This is a genomic window from Microbacterium sp. B35-04, assembly GCF_010634885.1.
In the GTDB taxonomy this organism is placed as follows: Bacteria; Actinomycetota; Actinomycetes; order Actinomycetales; family Microbacteriaceae; genus Microbacterium.
The window spans coordinates 1-21,277 of record NZ_MWLP01000005.1 but is presented as its reverse complement, the minus strand read 5'-3'; the positions used below and the strand labels follow the sequence as shown (position 1 = coordinate 21,277).

Genomic DNA, 21,277 nt, shown 5'->3' with positions numbered 1-21,277 from the left:
ACTGGAACACGCATGCTTCGCCGCCATGCCTTGACCGATACCGCTCCCGCCCCTACCAAGAAGGAACCACCTCATGACTGAAGTCGCCGTCCTCATCGGCACCGGAAGCATCGGCGTCGCCGTCGGCCGCCGCGCCGCCGTGGGCCGCAAACTCCTCCTGGCGGATTTCAACGAACAGACGATGGCGGATGTCGCCTCCCGGCTGCACGGCGAAGGCTACGACGTCACCACCCAGCAGATCGACATCGCCGACCATGGCTCCGTCGCATCCCTCGCCGACGCTGCGGCGAGCCTCGGCGACGTCACCCGCGTCATCATCGCGGCCGGCGTCTCACCCGTCCAAGCCAGCACGCAGCGCGTCCTCGAGGTCGACCTCGCCGGCACCGCCTACGTGCTCGAGGAGTTCGGCCGCGTCATCGCACCAGGCGGGTCTGGTGTCGTGATCGCGAGCATGGCCGGGCACATGGGCGACGGGTACCCGAAAGACGTTGAGTACGCCCTCGCCAATACGCCTGCGGCGGAGCTCTTGGAACTCGCAGCGCTCGACCCGGAAGCGGTCGGAGATTCCGGCGCCGCGTACACCCTCGCCAAGCGCGCCAACGCGCTCCGCGTGCAGGCAGCCGCTGTGACGTGGGGTGCCCGTGGCGCCCGTGTGAACTGCCTCAGCCCCGGCATCATCTCCACCCCTCTGGCCCAGGACGAGATGACCGGCCCGAACGCCGCCGGCTATGCCGCGATGATCGACACCTCCGCCGCGCGACGGATGGGCACCCCGGTCGAGATCGGGAACATCGCCGCGTACCTGCTCGGCCCGGAAGGCGCGTTCATCACCGGCTCTGACCTGCTCATCGACGGCGGGGTCATCGCGGCCATGCGCGCCGGCCGGCTCGGCTGACCTGATTGGAGATCTTCGACATGAGTACCTGGACCAAGCAACGCCTCGACACGCTCGCTCGCGCGAGCGAGATCCGCGTCGCCGGGCGCCGCCAAGACGGCTCCGCGCGCACGCTCGTCACCGTGTGGCACGTCGTCGTCGACGGCGCTCTGTACGTTCGTTCTGTGTACGGGCCCGAGGGCCAGTGGTACAGGGGCGTCATCCGCCATCTGGAGGGGTTCGTGTCCTGGAGCGGGGACACGCAGCCTGTCACCTACATCCCGGATCACGCCCACGACCGCGCCATCGACGACGCCTACTTCGCGAAGTATGGCCGGGGTGCGCCATCCCAGCACATCACCAGCCCCATCGCGAAGACCACGACGCTTCGCATCGAGCCGAGGTAGTCGGCGACGCAAGCTGAACGAGTGAGCCCCTCGCCCCGAGACGGGACGAGGGGCTCACTCGTTCAGGCAATGTCCGTCACGCCTCGGGGATGGCGAAGGACAGGTACCGGTCGTCCGCCTCGGCGGAGGGCTGATAGGTGCTGCGGCCCGTGTCAAGCCCGTCGATGCGGGCGACCTCGTCGGCGGTGAGCTCGAAGTCGAAGATGTCGAAGTTCTCGGCGATCCGCTCCGGCCTCACAGACTTGGGAATGGCAGAGCGGCCTTGCTGCACGTGCCAGCGCAACATGACCTGCGCCGCGCTCTTCCGGTGAGCTGCGCCGATGCCCTGCAGCACCTCATCCTCCAAGGTGCTCCTGCGATCGTCCCCGAATCCCGGGTAGAACGTGATGCCGCCGATCGGAGACCACGCCTGCGTCACGATGCCCAGTCCCGCGTGCAGCTCCTGAAGCTCGCGCTGCTGCGAGTACGGGTGCAGCTCGATCTGGTTCACCGCCGGCACCACGCTCGTCTGCGCCTGCAGGTCGGCGAGGTGCTGGGGCTGGAAGTTGGAGACCCCGATCGCGCGCACGCGCCCGTCGGCAAGCAGCTGCTCGAGCGCCTGATAGGCAGCGATGGTCCGGTCGAACCGGCTCGCGAGCGGCTGGTGCAGGATCAGCAGGTCGATCACATCGACGCCGAGCTTGCCAACGGCTTTGTCATAAGCGTGCAGGGTCTCGTCGAAGCCGAAGTGACTGACCCAGATCTTGGACTCCAGGAAGATCTCGTCGCGATCGATGCCGGATGCGCGGATGCCTTCGCCCACGCTGCGCTCGTTCAGATACGACGCCGCGGTGTCGATGTGGCGGTAGCCGGTGCGAAGCGCAGTCGTCACCGCTTCAGCTGTTTCGGCAGCCGGCGTCTGGAAGACGCCGAGACCGAGGGCCGGCATCGTCACTCCGTTGTTCAGTTCGAGTTGGATAACCATCTTTCGACTGTACGAACGCGCAGGCCGCGGCTGGGAGTGACTGTCATTACACCCCTGCGGCTGCCCGGATGCCCGGGTCCAGATGGCCGACCGCGATGTTGAAGCGCGTACTGACAGGGCCTCCCTCGCCAGAGGTGTCCGGCGCACACTGGACAACAGCTTCATCAGACCAGCGAAGGGAAACCCGATGCAAGTACAGCGGCCGGACACGGTCAAGAATCCGCCCGAGTGGTTCACGGGCGACGTATGGCTCGACCCGATCGCCGCGCCCAGCGCACCCGGCCAGCAAGCCAACGCCGGTCTCGTCCGTTTCGCTCCTGGCGCGCGAACCGCGTGGCACTCGCATCCCGGAGGGCAGACCCTTCATGTCCTGGAAGGGATCGCGCGGATACAGTCCCGTGGCAGCGCGGCCGTGGAGGTTCCGGCCGGACAGACCGTGATCTGCCCGCCCGATGAAGAGCACTGGCATGGCGCCGCGCCCGGAAGCTTCATGACCCACCTCGCCATCTGGGACACCCTTCCCGGTCAGCCCAGCGCGGTCTGGGGCGACCACGTCACCGACGCCGAGTACGACGCACGCGGCAACGGCGGGGCGACGCACGAACAGGAGTGACGCCGCGTCAGCCGCCCGGTCCGACCGGATCGATCGGCGCACCGTCGCCGTTCTCCGGCGTCTGCGACGCGCATCCGCTGAGCGACACGGCGACGAGGGCGACGACACCAACGGTCGCCGAAGCGACGCCGCGGAGTGAATAGTGACTGTCATTACACCCCTGCGGCCACCGGGATGCCTGTGGCCAGACGACCGACCGCGATCTTGAAGCGCGTACTGACAGGGGTGGCGGTGCGGTCGTCGAGGTTCCGCCCGGACAGACCGTGATCTGCCCGACTCAGGTGGCACCGGCGTGAGGGGCTGAATCGCGCACTTCCGAGACGAGCCGGTATAGCATCACGCTCAAATGGCGGTCATCCCTCACTGTCGCTCCAGGGGCCGCCGCACATTTCGGCGGGGAGCTCTTCAAGGGAGACGATCTGATGGCAAACAACACCGCAGCCGACATCGTCAAGAGTGTCGGCGGGCCGGCCAATATCGATAGCCTCACGCATTGCGCGACCCGGCTGAGATTCCAGCTGGTGGACTCTTCAAGCGTCGACCAGAAAGTCGTCGAGGCCATCCCGGGTGTGATGGGCGCGGTACCGCAAGCCGGCGACCGCTACCAAGTCGTCATGGGCGGCGCGGTCCAGACCGTCTACAACGACATCATGGCGCTTCCGGATATGAAGTCCGGCGGCGGAGGTGGCGGGGCCGACGATATCGACGCGATCAAGGCGCGGGAGCGCGCCAAGGGCGTCCGCGGCAAGGTCGCGTGGATCGACTCCTTCTTCGAGTTCCTGTCGGACTCGTTCCGGCCGCTCCTCGGGGCATTGCTCGGGGCGTCGTTCTTCATCACCTTCATGGCCCTCATGGCCACTCTGAACGTCATCCCCGACTGGAACGCGCCCGGCGTCACGCTGGAACCGCAGTGGGCGTTCGTCAACCTGATGTGGCAGTGCATCTTCGTGTTCCTGCCGCTGATGGTCGCCTACAACGCATCGAAGAAGATCGGCGCCGACCCCTGGGTGGGTTTCGGGATAATGGCGGTGCTGATGCTCCCGGGGTTCCTGGCGCTCGGCGATGGGGTGGAGCCGACGAACGTCTTCGGCGTGGACGTCACGATCGTCCCCATCTTCGGCTTTCCGCTGACGATCTTCGACTACAGCTCGCAGGTCTTCCCGCCGCTGCTCATGGCCGCTGCCCTCGGTCCGCTCTACAAGCTGCTGCGCAAGATCATCACGCCCAACCTGCAGCTCATCTTCGTGCCGTTCCTCGCGATGCTCGTCATGATCCCGCTGACGGCGTTCATCATCGGCCCGATCGGCGTCTACGCCGGGGCTGCGCTGGCGAACCTGCTCGCGGCGATCAACGGCTTCTCGCCGTTCATCTTCGCGATCGTCATCCCGCTCGCCTATCCCTTCATGGTGCCGCTGGGTCTGCACTGGCCCATCAACGCCGTCATGCTCCTGAACATCCAGACACTCGGATACGACTTCATCCAGGGCCCGATGGGTGCGTGGAACTTCGCGTGCTTCGGCGCGACCGCCGGTGTGCTCGTGCTCGCGATGCGCCACCGTGACACGCAGATGCGGCAGACTGCGACGGGTGCCCTCGCGGCCGGCCTGCTCGGCGGGATCTCGGAGCCGTCTCTGTACGGAATCCATCTGCGCTTCAAGAGGATCTATCCGCGCATGCTCGTCGGATGCTTCGTCGGCGGCCTCATCATCGGCACGGGCAGCTGGATCATGAGCCTGCCGGACGGCATCACGACCCAGGCGTTCGTGTTCACATCGCTGCTGACGATCCCGGCGTTCGAACCGATCGGCCTCTACGCGATCGCGATCGCCGGCGCATTCTTCACGTCGATGTTCCTCGTGATGGGTGCCAACTTCCGCACGCCCGAGCAGCAGGCGGAGTTCGAGGCGGTACGGGATGCCGCCGAGGCCGCCGCCGCAGCGGAACACGTTGCGCCGGCGGCCGTGGAGGCGGGCGAGGCCCGCGCGATCGACGCATCGGAGCCTTCGGCCGCTGCAGCGACGGCCGCAACGGCCACCGCGCTGCTCGAGCGCGTCGCGATCGAGGTCGCCGCACCCCTCGACGGCGAGGTCGTACCTCTCTCGGAGGTGCCCGACCCCGTGTTCGCTGGAGGGACGATGGGCCCGGGTGTGGCCATCATCCCGGCCGGCGACACCGTGTACGCGCCAGCGCCGGGAGTCATCGCGGCTGCGCAGCCGACGGGTCACGCGTTCGGTCTCGTCCTCGACGGCGGGGTGGAACTGCTGATCCACGTCGGCATCGACACCGTCAACCTGAAGGGCGAGGGTTTCGACGTGAAGGTGAAGAACGGCGACCGCGTCGAGCTCGGTACGCCGCTCGTGACCTTCGATCGGAAAGTGATCGAGGCGGCCGGATACCCGCTGATCACCCCCGTAGTCGTGCTCAACGCCGATGACTTCGGGGACATCACCCCCGTCCTCGAAGGCACGGTGACGGCCGGGACGCCGGTGATCACGGTGCTTCCCAAGCGGCCGGCGACGGACGCGACACCATGACGGGTACTGCGTGCCGGGCGCTCAGTTCCTGTCGTCCACATCGCTGGCGCGGTACCGGTCCGGCTCCAGCGCTCGCGCGAAGCGTCGACCGCTGACGGTATGCGCGGAGATGCGCACCCAGCGGTATTTCAGGGTCGGCGCCCATGAAACGAGGCCGAGTGCATCGGCGGCGTCGATCTCACTCTGAGTCTCGAGGCGCCTCGCGGTCCCCTTGATCACCACGCTCGCGGCTTGTGCGTCGTCGTACTCGTCGACCTCGAAGGCGACCTGTCGGTTGGCGGAGATCTCAGCGAGTTTGGACCCCGGAGCCGTGCGGAAGAGCACAGACGGTCCGTCGACGACGTAGTTGACGGGAAAGATGTCGGGTACATCGTCGACACTGGTGGCGAGGCGTCCGAGTTCGTGCCGCGCGAGCAGATTCCAGCATTCATCGGTGGTCATTGCCAAGACGGCGGAGTCCTGATTCGAGTCCATGAGGATGAGCCTCCCGTGCGGAGCAGATGTCGGCGGGCGTCTGCTCTGCACAGTCAATCGCGGATGCAACGGATCCGCCACTGCGGGCGGCAGGCAGGTCGTGTTCGCTTTACGCCGGCGCCGTCACGGGAGGCGCAGACGATGTGTCATGGGCGCGCCAGAGTCCGGCGCCGGGCGCGAGCGTTGTCCGGACCACTCGAGGGGTCGTCTTCGGCGACGGGCGGCTCGTCGGTCTCCGGGTGCCACACGCCCTTGTCCTGATCGAGATCGCCGGATGCCGTGAGCGTGTGCTCCAGGTCGGTGTCGAAGTGGTCGGCGATGAGCATGATCCCGCCCGAGGAGTTCGCCGACTTGGCGAGCTCCTCGATCCATGCCCGGGACAGTTCCGCCGGCTTCGAGTCGTCGAAGACGAACCGCAGGGGGATCGACGGCCCTAGCCAAATGGTGGTGCGGCCGCGGGGCTGGTCCTCCGGATGCCGCCAGGACACCGTGAAGCTCTCGTTGCGCCGGAGCTTCGTGGCGATCACCACTTTGAGGTGCGCGAGCGCGCGGTCCTCGATGTGAATCGGGGTCGCAGACCCGCCGTAATAGATCGTCCCCATGGGACGAATCCTCGTTCGTCTGTCCCCGCACGCATAGGCCGAAGGTCCCGTCCTCGCGGGCGTCCGGTCAGCCCTGGTGGTGCTTGCGCTCAGCACCGTACACGGCGGCTTGAGTGCGGCGTTCCATCCCCAGCTTGGCAAGCAGTCCACTCACGTAGTTCTTCACCGTCTTCTCCGCCAGGCCGAGGCGTTCACCGATCTCGCGATTCGTGAGTCCTTCTGCGATCAGTGAGAGGATCTGGTTCTCTCGGAGCGACAGGGCGGGGCGCGGGGATTCGCGAGCGGTCTGCGACTCCGGGTGCATGGCCTTCGCGGCATGCAGCAGGACATCCGTTGCCTGGACGGTCGCTCCGCTGGCGGCCCGGCGGATGGCCTCGACCAGGAACCGACTTCGAACGTCCTTCAGCACGTAGCCGCTCGCGCCGGCGAGCACGGCGGAACGGAGTGCTTCGTCGTCGTCGTATGCGGTCAAGATGAGGCAGAACACGTCCGGGTTCGCAGAACGGATGTCGCGGCACAAGTCGATACCGCTCCCGTCGGGAAGACGCGCATCCAGCACCGCGACATCCGGCCGCGTGGCCGCAATCCTGCGCATGGCCTCGTGTACCGTCGCGGCTTCGCCGACGACGTCCAGATCGACCTCGGCATCGACCAGTTGAGCTATCCCGCGCCGCACGATCTCGTGGTCGTCGACGAGGAACACCCGGATCATGCGCGCTCCGCATGAGCGGGACCAACCGGGACGCTCCACTCGATCCGAGTGCCGCGCTCCGCGCGGGAGGCGACCCGGCAATAGCCCGTTCGCAGCGACGCGCGTTCGGCGACGTTGGCGAGTCCGCTTCGCGGCGCGGAGTCGGAGATCCCCTGTCCGTCGTCGGCCACAACGAGCGTCACGTCCTCCCCGGCGATCGCCACCTCGATCTCGACCGTCTGCGCCTGGGCATGCTTGAAGACGTTCGTGAGCAGTTCTCTGAGCACCGCCACCAAGTCATCTGCGAGCTCAGCGGAGACAAGGCTGTCGAGCGGGCCCGCGAACGAGATCCGCGGCTGGGACGTCCACGTTGCCGCGACTTCCGCCACGACGTCCAGGAGCCGGTCTCGCACTCGTTTCGATCCACGCCGTTCGCCGCTGCTGAGAGCGAAGATGACCGTGCGGATGTCCCGGATGGCCGCATCGATCGCGTCGATCTGGGCGTCGATGTCAGAGGAGCTCTCGGGGTCGACGGTGGCCGAGACAGCTTGGAGCGCAAGTCCGGCGCCGAACAGGCGCTGGATGACATGGTCATGCAGGTCGCGTGCGATGCGCTCTCGGTCTTGCGCAGTAGTCAGCCGCTGGCGGTCTTCGCGTGCGCGCACCACTTCGAGGGCGATGCTGGCTTGAGCGGCGAATGCGAATGCCATATCCACGTCTGCGTCGGTGAACGCCTCTCCGCCTTTCGGTCGTGAGACGCTCAGCACGCCGAGCGGTTCGTCGTTCGCGAACAGAGGGATCGCCAACGTCGGTCCGACCTGTGGCCACCAGTCCAGCGTGGTCCATTGTGACCGGCCGTCGCTGCTCACTGCGCGCCGGGTGGCGAGGACGCGAGCAGAGAGCGTCCCGGCCGCTGGGTATGCGCGGCCGCGGAGCTGATCCGAGTCGGAGCCGTAGACGGTCGTCAAGGCCAGCTCGCCATCGCCGCGCGGGACCGCGACCGCTACGCGGTCAGCGTCGATCAGCGCCGCGACGCGTTCCGCGATGACGTCGAGCACGTTCTCGCCGCTGACATCCAACATGGCAGCCATCACCTCCGCGATGGTGGCGTTCCAGTTCTCTCGGGTGCGGGCGACGTCGTACAGGCGGGCGTTCTCGATGGCGATGCCGGCGGTGGCCGCAAGCGCGACAATGAGTTCTTCATCCTCTGCGCTGAAAGATCCGTTCTCGCTCTCCGTCAGGTAGAGATTGCCGTAGACCTGCTCGCCGACCCGCAAGGGTACGCCGAGGAACGACTCCATCTCAGGATGCTGGGCGGGGAACCCCGCAGAACGCGGGTCTTCGTGCAGATGGTCCAGTCGGATCGGCTCGCGGTCAGCGATGACGGCACCCAGAACACCGCGCCCCGACGGGAGAGGACCGATGCGCTCCACCGTCGGCGTGTCGATTCCGACATGGATGAAGCGCTCGAGGCCGCCCTCTGCGCTGATCACCCCCAACGCACCGTACCGCGCACCGACGAGGCTCATGCCTGCCTCCACGAGACGGCGAAGCACGACCTCGAGATCGAGCCTCTCTACGACAGAGGTCGTCGCCCGCAGCAGGTCCCGGAGTCGGTCTTGCGAGCGCTTGGCATCAGCCCCGGCTCCCCGATCACCGCCCCGGTGGGCTGTTGATGCCGCGTCCTCGGTCATAGCCGGCTCCCGTCGACGCGATTCTAGCGAGGCCGCACGCGCGTCGGTGGGCCGCTGTCACCGCTTTCGGTGGGGGCAGGGCGTTGCGGAGCAGCTTCGCGCGGCAGGGTCAGCCGCCCGGTCCGACGGGATCGATGGGCGCTCCGTCGCCGTTCTCGGGCAGGTCGCCACGCTCGACCGGCTCAGGGGAGACCTCCGGAAGGTCGGAGAAGAGGAGTTCGAGTTCCGCATCCGACGGCACATGCACGGCCTTCGCTGCTGCCAGAAGCTCCGCGCGTGAGGCGTCGTTCATTCCCGTGACCCGGATCAAGGCGCCGTCTCTGACAGCGATGTACTCGTGGACGGTGCCGCCTGATCGGTGCCAGACGCCTTCCTCATCCCTGCATGTCACCGGTTCGTCCGGCGCATCCCACAGCGGTGTTTCGACGCAGGAGGCTGCCGTCAGTTCACCTCTGTCCGTTCGGATGGTCAGCATGGCGCCGTTGGTCTCATCGACCCAGGTGGCCGACATCCCGTCAGCAGCGCCCGGCCCGACCGACTGCGGCGCCAGATCGTAGCCGTCCACCCGGGTGGTGTACACGAGTTCAGGCGCGATCCCGACGACGCTGGCGCGCTCGGCGATCAAGCTCGGATCGGCTGCATCCGTTGCAGGCGCCTCCGATGCGCATCCACCGAGCGCAAGGACGAGGAGGACGACGACGCTCACGCTCACCGTGGCCCCTGCGCGGAGTCGACGTATCCCAGGCATGAAAGCATCCTTCCGCACACTCGGGCTGCCGCACCACGACACGGCCCTGTTCTCTTCCGGTCGTCACATCCGCGGGTTTCGTCCGGTCTTGTCTTGCGTGGGTGGCCGACTGACAACGGCCGGGACCGACTCGCACCTCGACATCGGAAGGACCTGTGATGACTGACCATGGCGAACCGGGCGACGGGCGCCGACACGGCCGCGATCGTGAGGAGCGCATGATGGCGGATGCCGACTCCAACGCCTCCGCGTTCAACAGTGCTGTGGGCACAGAGCTCTTCGTGCTCCAATCTGTCGCGAGCTCGACGATCAGTGAGGCCGGGACGCGCAGCACGATCTACTTGTCGACACTGTCCAGTGGGCTCGTGGCGATCGGGTTCGCGGGCGGATCGCCGGCGTTGCTGGCCAGTCTCGCCTTCACTGTCTTCCCGACGATCTTCATGCTGGGGTGGTTCACCGTCGTGCGGCTGGTCGACACCAGCGTCGAGAACATCACCGTGCGCCGGCGCATGGAGCGGATCAGGGAACATTTCGTCGGTTTGCATCCCTCGGGGCCGGATCTGATCTCGCTCGACAGCCCGCGCACCGGCGAGTTGGGTGTGCGTTACTCCCGCTCCTCGTTTCTCTTCACCATGGCGAGCATGGTCGGAGCCGTGAACGCCGTCCTCGGGGGAGCGCTCGTAGCCCTCCTTCTGATCTTCGCAAGGGAGGTGGAGCCTCTTCCGGCCCAGATCGCGGGGGTGGCCGTCGGGTTGCTGCTCCTCGCGGCGACCCTGACTTACGAACGCCGCCGCATCCGGGTAGCGTCCGCGGGGTGACTGGGGAGGGAGATCCGGGCACTCGCGCACCCGGCCATCGCACGGGCATGCGAGCGAGAACCGGTGTCAGCGGACCTGATCGGTGGGGCGGATGAGGATCTGATTCACCGCGACATGGTCGGGCTGGCTCAGGGCGTAGACGACCGCCTGCGCGATATCCTCCGGCACCAGCGTCCGCATGGACTGTCCGATCTCCGCCGCGGTTGCCCGCATGGCCGGATCCGTGATGTGGCTGGTGAGCTCGGTGGCGACGAACCCGGGTTCGATCAGGATGACGCGCACCCCGCGGGCGGTCACCTCTTGACGCAGCGCCTCGGAGAATGCCGAGATGCCGAACTTGGTCGCCGAGTACACGCCGCTCCCGAGCGAGGCGATGCGTCCGGACGTCGAAGACACCTGGACGATCGCCCCCCGCGTTTCGATCAGATGAGGCAGTGCCGCGTGGACCGCATACATGGAACCCAGGAGATTGGTCTCGACCATCTGGACCCACTCGCGCGTATCCGCACCCAAGATCATCCCGCTCTGCATGAGCCCCGCATTGTTCACGAGGGCGTCGAGACGCCCGAACCTCTCGACGGTCGCGGCGATCGCCCGTTGGACCGACCCGGAGTCGGTGACGTCCAGTTCCAGTGGGAACAGCTCACCGGGCGCTTCGTCGGCGAGAGTCCGCAGCCGGTCTCGTCGGCGCGCACCTGCGGCGACCTTCGCTCCGCCGCGTGCAAGCGCCAGGGCGGTGGCGCGTCCGATTCCTGAAGACGCGCCGGTCACGAGCACGACCCGATCGTCGAGGCTGTCGCTCATCTGTTCCTCCGATACCCGTATGTCGGGGACCCGCGTGATGGGGGTTCAGGGGAGCCGCGATCTTCGGGATCCCCTGGCCTTCCGCGTGTCCAGGGCGCACGGTTGTGCACCCGCAGCTATGACAAGGGAGGAGCAGCAGTTGTGACGGATGCAGCGTGCTGTCCGGGAAGCCGTCGAGCTGCGCCTGCCGTCAGGCTCGGGCGATCGCGACGTGATGCGGCTGCTGAGGGCTCATGGCCCAGGGTGACGCTCGTCGGCTGCCGGCGTCTTGGCGGCGTTCGCGACGATCGACTGGAGCACGTCGAGCGCGGCATCCGCCTTCTCCGGGGTGAACCCGAACGTGTCTGTGATGACCTGGTAGATCCGCGGTGCGTGGACCCTGAGCGCATCGCCCTCGGGCGTGAGTGCCACGGTGACGGATCGCTCGTCCTTCGGGTTACGGGTGCGTGTGACGAGCCCTTGCGTCTCCATGCGCTTTACGAGGGGGGTGATGGTCCCGTAGTCCGACCGCAGTCGTGAGACCAGCTCGCCGACCGGGAGGTCGCCGTGCTCCCAGAGCATCGCGAGGACCAGGTACTGCGGGTACGAAAGGCCGAGGGGTTCCAACAGCGGCCGATACACCGCGGTGACGGCGCGGAACGCGGCGTGCAGGTTGAAGCACACCATGTCGTCGAGCGCCACGACGGGGGCAGCGGAGGCTTCCTCGGTCACGCATCGACGCTAGCACGTGCTCCAGTCAATAGCAGGCGAGGTAATTACAGATACACATCCGAGAGCTCCGCGCCCAGGGGTCCCTGCCGAGCCCCCTCTGCGGGCGCGATGGCGCCGAGTTTCGCAGGATTCATGACCCACATGATCTGACTGACGGCGCCAGCCTCGAGGGTGATCGTCAGCAGGGCGAAGACGCGTCCTTCGCGCGACAGGAGGGCGGCTTCTTGTCCGTTCGCTCTGACCGGCTGCAATGTGACATCGCCCCAGAACCACTTCGAGATCCCGAGGAGGAACCGGACGAGTTTGTCGCGGCTGCGGATCGGGCGGCGGGCGGTGCGGTGGACGGCGCCCCCGCCATCGGTGTAGCTCACCGCATCGGTCGCGAGCATGCGCTCGAGGACGGCGGTATCGCCGCTGCGGGCTGCATCGAGGAACGCCTGGAAGAAGAGGCGCTGGGCTTCCAGGCTCACCCCGCGCCGGGCGTCGCCGGCGAGATGCTTGCGGGCTCGGCTGACGAGCTGGCGCGCGGCAGCCTCGGTCGTCTCGACGACCTCCGCGATGCGGGCGTACGGGTATACGAATGCTTCGCGCAGGACGTAGGCCGCCCGCTCGGTCGGTGTGAGCCGCTCCATGAGGAGCAATGTCGCCAACGCCAGGGCTTCGGCCCGCTCGGCGCCGAGCGTGGGGTCGCTGCTGGTGTCCACGGGGGTTGGAAGCCACGGCCCGATGTAGGTCTCGCGGCGCGTGTGCGCGCTGGTGAGCACGTTGATGGCAAGGCGGGTCGTGGTCGTTGCCAGGAACGCGGCCGGCTCTCGGACAGCGCCGCGATCACAGAGCTGCCACCGCACCCAGGTCTCCTGGAGGACGTCTTCAGCGTCAGCCGCGTTGCCGAGGATGCGGTACGCGATGCCGAACAGCATCCGTCTCGACCGCGTGTAGGCCTCCACGTCCGGGTCGTCATCAGCCAGTGCAGTGCGTGGGTCGATGGTCACTTCTCGCTCCATTCCTCAGCTCGCGAGAATGAAGATACCTTGTGTGCTAGTAAATAGGAAGCGTTAACATCTGGTCCGGGTAAATAGGACCAGATCTCATCTTCTTCGACGTCGGTGTCACAACGGCGGGCGATCCGCGGTCTTCTTTGCAGGCTCGGCACGAACTGGTCGAGCTTTCGCACCGCCCACCCGTCACCAGACAGAAGGAACCGACATGTTCGACCACACTCTGCAGCCGGAGGCCCAGGCGTTCGCCGACCTCACCTCGGCCCCACCGTTCCTCGCCGATCTCGGCGTCGAAGGTGCGCGCAAACTCCTCGACGATGTGCAGGCCGCACCCGTCGACAAACCCGACATCGAGGAGGAGTGGCTCACCGTGCCGGCGGCCGTCGGCGACGTCCGGGTTCGCATCGCGAAGCCGATCGGTGCGAGCGGCCCGCTCCCGGCCGTGCTCTTCGTCCACGGGGGAGGCTGGGTCCTCGGCAACGCGGGCACCCACGACCGGCTCGTTCGCGAGATCGCGACGGGCGCGGACGCTGCGGTGGTGTTCGTCGAGTACGACCGGTCGCCCGAGGCGCGGCATCCCGTCGCCATCGAGCAGGCCTACGCCGTCGCGCAGTGGATCACGCGGGAAGGTGCCGCGAAGGGGCTGGATGCCGCCCGCCTCGCCATCGCCGGAGATTCCGTCGGCGGCAACATGGCGGCCGTCGTCGCGATCCTCGCCAAGCGGCGCGGGGATGTCACGTTCATCCACCAGTCGCTGTACTACCCCGTCACCGATTCCGGCATGGACACCGGCAGCTACCGCGAGTTCGCCGAAGGCTTCCACCTGCGCGCCGACGCGATGGCCTGGTTCTGGGACTGCTACCTTCCCGACGCCGAGGCGCGCAAGGACGTCACCGCCTCACCACTGCAGGGTTCGGTCGACGACCTCGCCGGACTGCCCGAGACCTTCCTCATCGTGGACGAGAACGACGTCCTCCGCGATGAGGGCGAAGCGTACGGACGGAAGCTCATCGAGGCAGGGGTGCGCACCACCCTTGTCCGCTACGACGCCACCATCCACGACTTCATGATGCTCAACCCGCTGCGCCCGTCGGCGGCAACCACCGCCGCGGTGGAGCAGGCCGTCTTCATCCTGCGCAAGGCCTTCGATCCCGAGCGGGCCGTCCTCACCCCGGCCAAGGCCACCGCTCTCGCCTGATCCAGCCACACCGACAACACACGAGAAGGAAGCAGATCATGTCAAACCAGAAGCCCACCATCGTCCTCGTTCACGGCGCCTTCGCCGAGTCCGCGTCCTGGAACGGCGTCATCGCCCGCCTGCAGGAGCACGGAGTCCGCGCGATCGCGGCGGCCAACCCGCTGCGCAGCCTCTCGAGCGACGCCGCGTACGTCCGCGATGTCATCGCCTCGGTGGACGGGCCTGTCGTCCTCGTCGGCCACTCCTACGCCGGGATGATCATCACGCAGGCCGCCGCGGACAGCAGCAACGTCGTCGGCCTCGTGTACGTCAACGCCTTCGTGCCCGAGACCGGGCAGAGCGCGTTCGACCTCTCCACGAGCGCGCCCGGGAGCACCCTCGGCGACGCTCTCGCGGCGTACCCCGTCGCGACCGGTGGCAACGAGTACGTGATCCGTCCGGAGCTGTTCCACGACCAGTTCGCGGCGGATGTCCCTGAGGATGTCACCGACATCATGGCGGCGACGCAGCGTCCGGTGACCCAGGCCGCGCTTTCGGAAGGGCTCGCCACCGACCGGCCGGCGTGGAACGACATCCCGTCCTGGCATGTGTTCGGCGATCAGGACCGCAACATCCCGGTCGCCGTCCTGCGCGCCGGCGCAGCGCGGGCCTCATCCCGCGGCACCACCGAGATCGCCGGGGCTTCGCACGCGACATCGGTTTCGAACCCCGAAGCCGTGGCCGCGACCATCGCCGAAGCCGGCAAGGCCTACGTCGCCGCATCGGAGGAGGCCGCAGCATAGGCCCACAGGGTCTGCTGATGCCCCGGAGCCCGGTCCGGTCCCGGGGCGTCAGCACCCATCTACGGCATCCGTGCGCGCAGGTGCCCAGTCGTGCCGGGGTCTACGACACCTGGGTCCAATGACGCACGACGTCGTCGCGTTCGACCAGGAACCGGTCGTCCTCGGGGTAGTAGACGGCGGTGTCGATGTCGGCGCCGGCGAAGCGTGTGATGGCCTCCAAGCTCTCCCAGCGCGAGACCGTCAGGATCTCGGTCGTGCCGTCGCCGCGGTCGCGCGTCAGCATCCACGCGTCGAGGTTGCCGGGCGTCTCGCGGTATTCCGCCATGCCGGTGCGCTCGATGTAGGCGACGTACTCGTCGACATCCTCGCTCCGCACAGTGCCGCGCCACATCCGGAAGATGCTCCCCTGCCCTGTCATGCCGCCATTGTGCGCGGAACCCGGATGCCGCGCACCCGGGTGATCCGACAGATGCCACGCGATTCCCGCCAGCGCCGGGCGGACTTCCGCGCCGCGCTGACGATCGCTAGCGGTATTTCCGCAGCAACTCGAGGTCGTGAATGTCCGCGGCGCGAAGCTCGTACCCCTCCCGAAACCGCAGCTGCTGGGCGACCGAGAGGCAGGGAATCGCGGAGCCGTCGATCATGCCCAGCGCGAATCCGTCCGCCGCGTAGTGGAAGGTGTCGCCACCCAGGCCCGCCTGCTCTCCGCTGCCGTCTTCGGCGAATGCCACGGGATGCACGTCGACGGCTTGACCGTCGGGGGCCGTGAGTTCCAGCCGGGAAGGCGCCCAGTCCGTGGTCACGACGAAACACCGCTCGCCGAGCAGTTCGAGGAGCCTGCGCAGGTCCCGCGTGTCCACCGCCACGTCCATGTCGCCGTGTGCTCGCGTCTGACGCCCCACGATCGCGTCCACGGCCCAGCCGCCGGCCAGCCACACTCTCAGTTCCGCGGCCGCGAACACGCGAAACAGATCGACGACCTGGCTGCTCTCCACGGCTCTACCTTCGCTCACCATCCGCCGCTGCGTGTCGGCGCGTACGCATGCCGGCTGCAGCGGTCACCGGATTATGGTCGGCCCCAGGTGCAGCTGCATATCCACAGGCCCCGCCTTCGGTCGGTGGCCGGTTCGCGCGGCGTGCAACGATGTCCTGGTTCGGGTGGGGCGGAGAGCGCGATGCTCGTCGGGGGCACCGCAACGGTTAAAGCGGATCGGTGGAAGCGCGGAATTGACATGACCTTCCTTCGCTGGCTGGTTCCGACGCCCTATCCCTACGTCGCGCTGGGCATCCCCCTGATCGTGTTGGTGATGGGGTACGGGTGGCTGAACGTCGTCGTTGCGCTGACCATGAGCCTCGGCATCTTCCTCTCTGCGGGTTGGGTCGACTATCGCCGGCACGCGCGCGGGAATCCGTCGCCGTCCGGCACGAGCGCCTCGCCCGCCCACGTCGTGGATGCGCTGCACATCGCGGACCCGCTCACACCCGGCGGCCCGCGCTTCGCAGAGTTCGATCGCCGCATCCCCACGCGCGCGGAAGCGGATCGGATCCTCTCCGAGGGGCTCGGGCTCGCGTTGCGGCGTGTGCCCCGTGAGCACAGTGAGCTGGAGTTCCTCCAGTGGTTCCCGCACCTCCGCGGGCTCTGGATATACGGTCCCGTGCACGCCGCCCGCATCGGCGACCTGACCGCCTTGTCCCACCTTTCGCTGATCGCGGCAGGCGGCGACGACATCGACTTGTCGAAGCTGAGAGGCCTGACGTTCTATGAGGGCGAATTGCGGGGGCGTGAGTCGGTGACAGCGCTGCCCGCCGTGCGAGAGCTGTATCTCGGAGAGGTCGACGCGGGCCGTCTGGAGCGCGTGCCTCCTGAGCTCAAGAGCCTCGCACTCCACGGTGCCACCGGCCTCACCGCCCTCGACGTGGTCGGCGCAGCCCCGGGTCTGCGTGAGCTCGACGTGCAGGGCCCGCGACACCTCGACATCGCTGCTCTCTCAGACCTCAAGCACCTGCGGAAGGTGAGCTTGGCCGACATCGGCCGGCTGACGGGGTGTGCGGCACTCTCGTCTCTCGCAGCTCTCCGTGAGCTCCGCCTTGACAACGTGGAGGACGTCGACGATCCCGGTGCGCTCCGCTCCCTTCGCGGCGTCGAGGTCGTCATGACGCGCCTCGGACCCCGTGTCTAGCGTTCGTTCGGTCGGAGCGGTCGTTTGAGGCGCCGCCTGGGTAGGTTCCTCTCGTCGAGCGCCGGTCTCATAGCGGTCGTCTGTGTGGTGATCTGCGCCGTCCAGCCGTTCGAATGGTGGCAGCGGTTGATCCTCGCGGTCGTGATCACGCCCGTGGTCGTCCTGAGCACGAGTCGATTCTTCGGCGTCGAGCAGCTGTGGGAATGGAAGTGCTCCCGCAGGGAGCGGGGCGATGACGCGTGAGCTCTGACAGGCTCTCGGTCAACCCCACACCCGGTACGTGAGATCCATGCCCGGGCGGTAGGCGAAGTGCGAGACGGACGGCGCATCGATCGCGTGCAGGTGCGCCCGGTAGCCGGGGATGATCGCGCCGATGCTGTCTGACCGGCGCAGCGCCGCGGCGCCGCCGGCGGTGGCCGCCCACACCGCCTCCTCCACGGTCAGACGCATCTGCAGCACGGCGGTGGCGACGCAGAACGCCATGGAGGTCGTGTTCGACGTGCCGGGGTTGCCGTTGCTCGCGAGCGCGATCGTCGCACCCGCGTCCAGCAGCGCGCGTGCCGGGGGGAACGGTTCGCGGGTGCTGAGGTCGCACGCCGGCAGCAGGGTCGCGACGGTGCCCGACGATCCCAGCGCCTCGATGTCGCGCGCGCTGAGGTGGTTGCAATGATCGACGGATGCCGCATCCAGCTCCACCGCGAGCTGCACGCCGTCGCCCTCGCCCAGCTGATTTCCGTGCACGCGGAGCCCGAGCCCGGCGGCCCGACCGGCCTCCAGGACGACTCGTGACTGGTCGGGATCGAACGCGCCGCGCTCGCAGAAGACGTCGATCCACGTGCAATACGGCCGCACCGCGTCGAGCATCTCGCCGGCGACCAGCGCCACGTAGTCGTCGGCGTCCACGTCCGGCGGAACGACGTGCGCGCCCAGGAACGTCACATCGGTGGTCACCTCGGCGGCGAGGCGCGCCAGCCGCGTCTCCGCGGCGACGCTGAGCCCGTACCCGGTCTTGATCTCCATCCACGTCGTGCCGCTTCGCCGCGCGACCGCTCGTCGCAGCGAGAGCTCGGTGCGGAGACGCTCGTCAGATGCCTCGGTCGTCGCGCGAACCGTGGTGCGGATGCCCCCCGCCTGGTACGCGTGGCCGGCCATCCGATGCTCGAACTCCTCCGACCGATCGCCGGCGAAGACGAGGTGGGTGTGCGAGTCGACCCAGCCCGGCAGCACGGCGCGTCCGCCGAGGTCGCTGCGCCGGTCGGCAGCGGGCGCATCCACCGCGTGCCCGACCCACGCGATCGTGCCGCCGTCGACGACGACCGCGGCATCCGTGATCCGGCCCAGCAGGCCGCCGCGCTCGGGGTCGTTCGTCGTCAGCTCGCTGATCCCGGTCACAAGCTCGCTGGTCATCTGTCCTCCTCGAACAACGTGTCCTCCTCGAACAACGTGGTGATGCACCGACGCAGGCGCTCGGCCACCGCGACCTCGTCGTGCACGACGACGCGGCCGCCCACGATCGTTTGCGTGACGTCCGCCGCCGTCGCCGTGAGAGGAAGTTGCTCGATCCTGCTGCCGGCGGTGCGGATCGAGAACGGATCGAGCTCGACGAGGTCGAGCGGTCCGCCGAGCCGGGCGGGCTCCGCGAGCCCGAGTGCGCCGTAGCCGCCGGCGGAGCCGATGCGCCACAGCCATTCGGGCGCGATGCGCCCGCGGCGGAGCGAGCGCAGCCGTTCGCCGGCTTCGAGACCTCTGAGCTCGAGCAGCGGGTCGACCACGGCGTTCTGATCGGACCCGACGGCGAGTGTCGCCCCGGCCTCCATCAATTCGACGGCAGGACCGATGCCGTCTCCGAGGTCGGCCTCGGTCGTCGGGCAGAACACCGCGTGAACCCCCGCCTGCCCGAGAAGACGGATGTCGCCCTCGGTCAGGTGGGTCGCATGCACGACCGAGAGCCGCCTCGAGAGCACGCCCTCCTCGGCGAGGAGCTCGGTGGGGGTGAGTCCGTAAGCGGCGACGCAGTCCTCGTTCTCGGCGGGCTGCTCCGACAGATGGATGTGCAGCGACACCTGGCCGGGCAGCTCCCGGGCGATGCGGCCGAGCGCCTCGCGCGGAACGCCCCGCACCGAGTGCAGCGCGGCGCCGAGCGTGACGAGCTCCGACCTGCCCGCGAGTGCCGCGTGCAGCGAGTGCCACCGGTCCAGCCACGCGCCGGCATCGGCGTCGCCGAAGCGCGCCTGCTCCGCCGTGAGCGGTCGGCCGATGCCCCCCGCGAGATAGCAGGTGTCGAGCAGGACGAGACGGATGCCCGCCTCGACCGCGGCATCGGCGAGCGCGATCTCCATCGCGTGGTCGTCGTAGCGGGTGCCGTCGGGCCGGTGATGGACGTAGTGGAACTCGCCGACGCTGGTCCACCCCGCCGCGACCATCTCGGAGAACACCGCCGCCGCGAAGTCCCGGTACGTGGTGGGATCCAGTCGGGCGGCGGCGCGGTACATGAGCTCGCGCCACGTCCAGAAGGACCCCGACTCGTGGGTGCGCCCGCGGAGCGCGCGGTGGAAGGCGTGCGAGTGCGCGTTGGCGAAGCCGGGAACCGCGAGGTCGAGCACCGTCGCATCGGCGGGGGCTGCGGTGCCGGTGGTCTCGGTCACGACAGACCCCGCGGCATCCGACTCGAACAGCACTCCGCGCTCGAGGACGCCTCCCCGGAGCAGGCGATCGACCCAGATCCTCATGCCAGATCCTCGATCGTCCGGGCGAGCGCGTCGACGCCGGCCTGGACGGCGGCGTCGTCCGCGCCTTCCTCCGGAGCGTGCGATACGCCGGACGGGTTGCGGACGAAGAGCATGGCCGTCGGCACGTGCGCCGCGAGCACCCCCGCGTCGTGGCCCGCGCCGGTGGGCAGCGCCGGGATGCCGCCGAGCGTCGTCGCGATGCGGTCTCGCAGCTGCGGATCGAAGCGCACTTCGCCGCTGTACGACTCTTCGACGACGGATGCCTCGCATCCCTCTGCGGCGGCCGCTTCGGCGACCGCGGCCCGAACCTCGGCGACGATGTCGCGCGTATCGGCCTCGGAGTCTGCGCGGACGTCCATCCACGCCGACACCCGTGAGGCGATGACGTTCGTCCCGCCCGGCACCGGTTCGAGCCGGCCGATGGTGGCCCGCGAGCCGGTGCGCACGGCGGCGGCGCGCCGCGCGGCCAGCACGGCGGCCGCGGCCGGAAGCATCGGGTCGCGGCGGTCGGCGATGTCGGTGGTGCCCGCGTGGTTGCCCTGGCCGTGCACGTCGATGCGCCACCGTCCGTGCTCGAGGATCGACGACCCGACGGCGACCGGCGCATCGAGGTCGATCAGTCCTTTGCCCTGCTCGACGTGAAGCTCGACGTACACGCCGATACGCGCGAGCGACTCGGCGTCGTAGCCGGGCGCATCGAGGGACGCGTCGCGGGCGACATCGACGAAACGCTGCCCCGAGGCATCCGTCAGCTGTTCGAGTCGGTCGGGAGCAACGGCGCCGGAGAGCAGCCGCGAACCGAGGCAGGCCAGGCCGAAGCGCGACCCCTCCTCTTCGGCGAAGACGACGACGGCGAGCGGTCGCGACGGGACGAACCCGGCCGCCTTCAGCTGCTCGACCGCGGCCAGGGCGCTGACGACCCCGAGCGGTCCGTCGTGCGCACCGCCACCGGGGACGGAGTCGAGGTGGCTGCCGGTGACGAACGCGTCGGGTCCCGGTTCGCCCCACCACGCCCACAGATTGCCGTTGCGGTCGGCCGTGACCTCCAGCTCGAGACGTTGTGCCCGCTCGACGAACCAGTCGCGCAGCTCACGCTCGGCATCGTCGAAGACGTGCCGGGTGTACCCGCCGCGCCGGCGATCCCGGCCGACGTCTTCGATCTCGGCGAGAAGATCGAGGGCGTCGAAGCCGGTCACTCGCCCTCCCACATCGGCACCCGAAGGCCGCGCGAGCGGGCGATGTCGGCCGCATGCTCGTAGCCTGCGTCGACGTGCCGCATGACGCCGGTGCCCGGATCGTTCGTGAGCACGCGCTCCAGCTTCTGCGCCGCCAGCGGAGTGCCGTCGGCGACCGTGACCTGGCCGGCGTGGATGGAGCGGCCGATGCCCACGCCTCCGCCGTGGTGCAGCGACACCCACGTCGCGCCGGACGCGGTGTTGAGCAGGGCGTTCAGCAG

The 21,277-nt window shown here is 68.3% G+C and carries 22 protein-coding genes and 2 pseudogenes; 9 read left to right on the top strand and 15 right to left on the bottom strand.

Going from position 1 to position 21,277, the window contains the following annotated elements; translation table 11 throughout:
- Positions 1–73: 73 nt before the first annotated feature.
- Together B1729_RS00965 and B1729_RS00960 are read left to right on the top strand one after the other, a co-directional pair.
- Positions 74–895: an SDR family oxidoreductase gene (locus tag B1729_RS00965; RefSeq protein WP_163630219.1), complete on the top strand. Its 822-nt coding sequence runs from the start codon at positions 74–76 to the stop codon at positions 893–895.
- 20 nt (positions 896–915) lie between these two features.
- On the top strand, positions 916–1,281 hold the full coding sequence (locus B1729_RS00960; protein WP_163630217.1) for a DUF2255 family protein: 366 nt from the start codon (positions 916–918) through the stop codon (positions 1,279–1,281).
- A gap of 76 nt (positions 1,282–1,357) precedes the next feature.
- On the opposite strand, the gene B1729_RS00955 is transcribed toward B1729_RS00960, so the two are convergent.
- Complete coding sequence (locus B1729_RS00955; protein WP_163630215.1) at positions 1,358–2,245, bottom strand: aldo/keto reductase; 888 nt, start codon at positions 2,243–2,245, stop codon at positions 1,358–1,360.
- Positions 2,246–2,327: 82 nt separating this feature from the next.
- Between B1729_RS00955 and B1729_RS00950 the strand changes: the two genes are divergently transcribed.
- Both B1729_RS00950 and B1729_RS00945 read left to right on the top strand, forming a co-directional pair.
- Entirely contained in the window at positions 2,328–2,858 is a 531-nt protein-coding gene (locus B1729_RS00950; RefSeq protein ID WP_345770794.1) for a cupin domain-containing protein, read from the top strand.
- A gap of 422 nt (positions 2,859–3,280) precedes the next feature.
- The gene (locus B1729_RS00945) at positions 3,281–5,392 is read left to right on the top strand and encodes a glucose PTS transporter subunit IIA (RefSeq protein WP_163630213.1); all 2,112 of its coding nucleotides are present in this window, start codon (positions 3,281–3,283) and stop codon (positions 5,390–5,392) included.
- A gap of 21 nt (positions 5,393–5,413) precedes the next feature.
- Here B1729_RS00945 and B1729_RS00940 read toward each other — a convergent pair whose 3' ends face one another.
- The 5 genes and pseudogenes from B1729_RS00940 to B1729_RS00920 form a co-directional block, all read right to left on the bottom strand.
- Positions 5,414–5,866 (bottom strand): pyridoxamine 5'-phosphate oxidase family protein, encoded by a 453-nt coding sequence (locus tag B1729_RS00940; protein ID WP_163630211.1) that lies wholly within the window; start codon positions 5,864–5,866, stop codon positions 5,414–5,416.
- A 311-nt stretch (positions 5,867–6,177) separates the two neighbouring features.
- A pseudogene (locus B1729_RS00935) lies at positions 6,178–6,468 on the bottom strand (hypothetical protein); the annotation flags it as partial.
- A gap of 67 nt (positions 6,469–6,535) precedes the next feature.
- Complete coding sequence (locus tag B1729_RS00930) at positions 6,536–7,180, bottom strand: response regulator transcription factor (RefSeq protein ID WP_163630209.1); 645 nt, start codon at positions 7,178–7,180, stop codon at positions 6,536–6,538.
- Positions 7,177–8,688, bottom strand: coding sequence for a GAF domain-containing protein (locus tag B1729_RS00925; protein WP_163630207.1), 1,512 nt, complete (start codon positions 8,686–8,688; stop codon positions 7,177–7,179). The genes B1729_RS00930 and B1729_RS00925 overlap by 4 nt, the downstream gene beginning before the upstream one ends.
- A gap of 274 nt (positions 8,689–8,962) precedes the next feature.
- On the bottom strand, positions 8,963–9,565 hold the full coding sequence (locus B1729_RS00920; RefSeq protein WP_239539297.1) for a hypothetical protein: 603 nt from the start codon (positions 9,563–9,565) through the stop codon (positions 8,963–8,965).
- Between the two features lie 257 nt (positions 9,566–9,822).
- Here B1729_RS00920 and B1729_RS00915 point away from each other — a divergent pair, with 257 nt between their 5' ends.
- Entirely contained in the window at positions 9,823–10,419 is a 597-nt protein-coding gene (locus B1729_RS00915; protein ID WP_163620631.1) for a hypothetical protein, read from the top strand.
- A 66-nt stretch (positions 10,420–10,485) separates the two neighbouring features.
- Here B1729_RS00915 and B1729_RS00910 read toward each other — a convergent pair whose 3' ends face one another.
- The 3 genes from B1729_RS00910 to sigJ form a co-directional block, all read right to left on the bottom strand.
- Complete coding sequence (locus B1729_RS00910) at positions 10,486–11,223, bottom strand: SDR family NAD(P)-dependent oxidoreductase (protein ID WP_163620630.1); 738 nt, start codon at positions 11,221–11,223, stop codon at positions 10,486–10,488.
- Between the two features lie 231 nt (positions 11,224–11,454).
- Entirely contained in the window at positions 11,455–11,934 is a 480-nt protein-coding gene (locus B1729_RS00905) for a MarR family transcriptional regulator (protein WP_239526262.1), read from the bottom strand.
- Positions 11,935–11,978: 44 nt separating this feature from the next.
- A complete protein-coding gene (sigJ, locus tag B1729_RS00900) occupies positions 11,979–12,926 on the bottom strand; it encodes an RNA polymerase sigma factor SigJ (RefSeq protein ID WP_239539295.1) in 948 nt (315 codons plus the stop codon).
- A gap of 214 nt (positions 12,927–13,140) precedes the next feature.
- Here sigJ and B1729_RS00895 point away from each other — a divergent pair, with 214 nt between their 5' ends.
- Positions 13,141–14,130, top strand: coding sequence for an alpha/beta hydrolase (locus B1729_RS00895; protein ID WP_163620628.1), 990 nt, complete (start codon positions 13,141–13,143; stop codon positions 14,128–14,130).
- 38 nt (positions 14,131–14,168) lie between these two features.
- On the top strand, positions 14,169–14,912 hold the full coding sequence (locus tag B1729_RS00890) for an alpha/beta hydrolase (RefSeq protein ID WP_163630203.1): 744 nt from the start codon (positions 14,169–14,171) through the stop codon (positions 14,910–14,912).
- Positions 14,913–15,012: 100 nt separating this feature from the next.
- On the opposite strand, the gene B1729_RS00885 is transcribed toward B1729_RS00890, so the two are convergent.
- Complete coding sequence (locus B1729_RS00885) at positions 15,013–15,330, bottom strand: hypothetical protein (RefSeq protein ID WP_204318832.1); 318 nt, start codon at positions 15,328–15,330, stop codon at positions 15,013–15,015.
- A gap of 106 nt (positions 15,331–15,436) precedes the next feature.
- Positions 15,437–15,907 carry a hypothetical protein gene (locus B1729_RS00880; RefSeq protein WP_163630201.1) on the bottom strand — a complete coding sequence of 157 codons (471 nt, stop codon included), beginning with the start codon at positions 15,905–15,907 and terminating at the stop codon, positions 15,437–15,439.
- A gap of 237 nt (positions 15,908–16,144) precedes the next feature.
- On the opposite strand from B1729_RS00880, the gene B1729_RS00875 reads away from it, so the two are divergent.
- Together B1729_RS00875 and B1729_RS00870 are read left to right on the top strand one after the other, a co-directional pair.
- The gene (locus B1729_RS00875; protein ID WP_163630199.1) at positions 16,145–17,092 is read left to right on the top strand and encodes a hypothetical protein; all 948 of its coding nucleotides are present in this window, start codon (positions 16,145–16,147) and stop codon (positions 17,090–17,092) included.
- Between the two features lie 84 nt (positions 17,093–17,176).
- Positions 17,177–17,335 (top strand): hypothetical protein, encoded by a 159-nt coding sequence (locus B1729_RS00870; protein ID WP_163620624.1) that lies wholly within the window; start codon positions 17,177–17,179, stop codon positions 17,333–17,335.
- An 18-nt stretch (positions 17,336–17,353) separates the two neighbouring features.
- Here the strand turns inward: B1729_RS00870 and hutI are convergent, their stop codons facing one another.
- From hutI to B1729_RS00850, 4 genes and pseudogenes are all read right to left on the bottom strand, one after another.
- The gene (gene hutI / locus B1729_RS00865) at positions 17,354–18,499 is read right to left on the bottom strand and encodes an imidazolonepropionase (RefSeq protein ID WP_163620623.1); all 1,146 of its coding nucleotides are present in this window, start codon (positions 18,497–18,499) and stop codon (positions 17,354–17,356) included.
- Positions 18,496–19,821 carry a formimidoylglutamate deiminase gene (locus B1729_RS00860; RefSeq protein WP_163630197.1) on the bottom strand — a complete coding sequence of 442 codons (1,326 nt, stop codon included), beginning with the start codon at positions 19,819–19,821 and terminating at the stop codon, positions 18,496–18,498. The genes hutI and B1729_RS00860 overlap by 4 nt, the downstream gene beginning before the upstream one ends.
- The gene (locus B1729_RS00855; RefSeq protein WP_163630195.1) at positions 19,818–21,017 is read right to left on the bottom strand and encodes an allantoate amidohydrolase; all 1,200 of its coding nucleotides are present in this window, start codon (positions 21,015–21,017) and stop codon (positions 19,818–19,820) included. The genes B1729_RS00860 and B1729_RS00855 overlap by 4 nt, the downstream gene beginning before the upstream one ends.
- Positions 21,014–21,277: pseudogene (locus tag B1729_RS00850) on the bottom strand (urocanate hydratase); the annotation flags it as partial. The gene B1729_RS00855 and the pseudogene B1729_RS00850, both read right to left, overlap by 4 nt.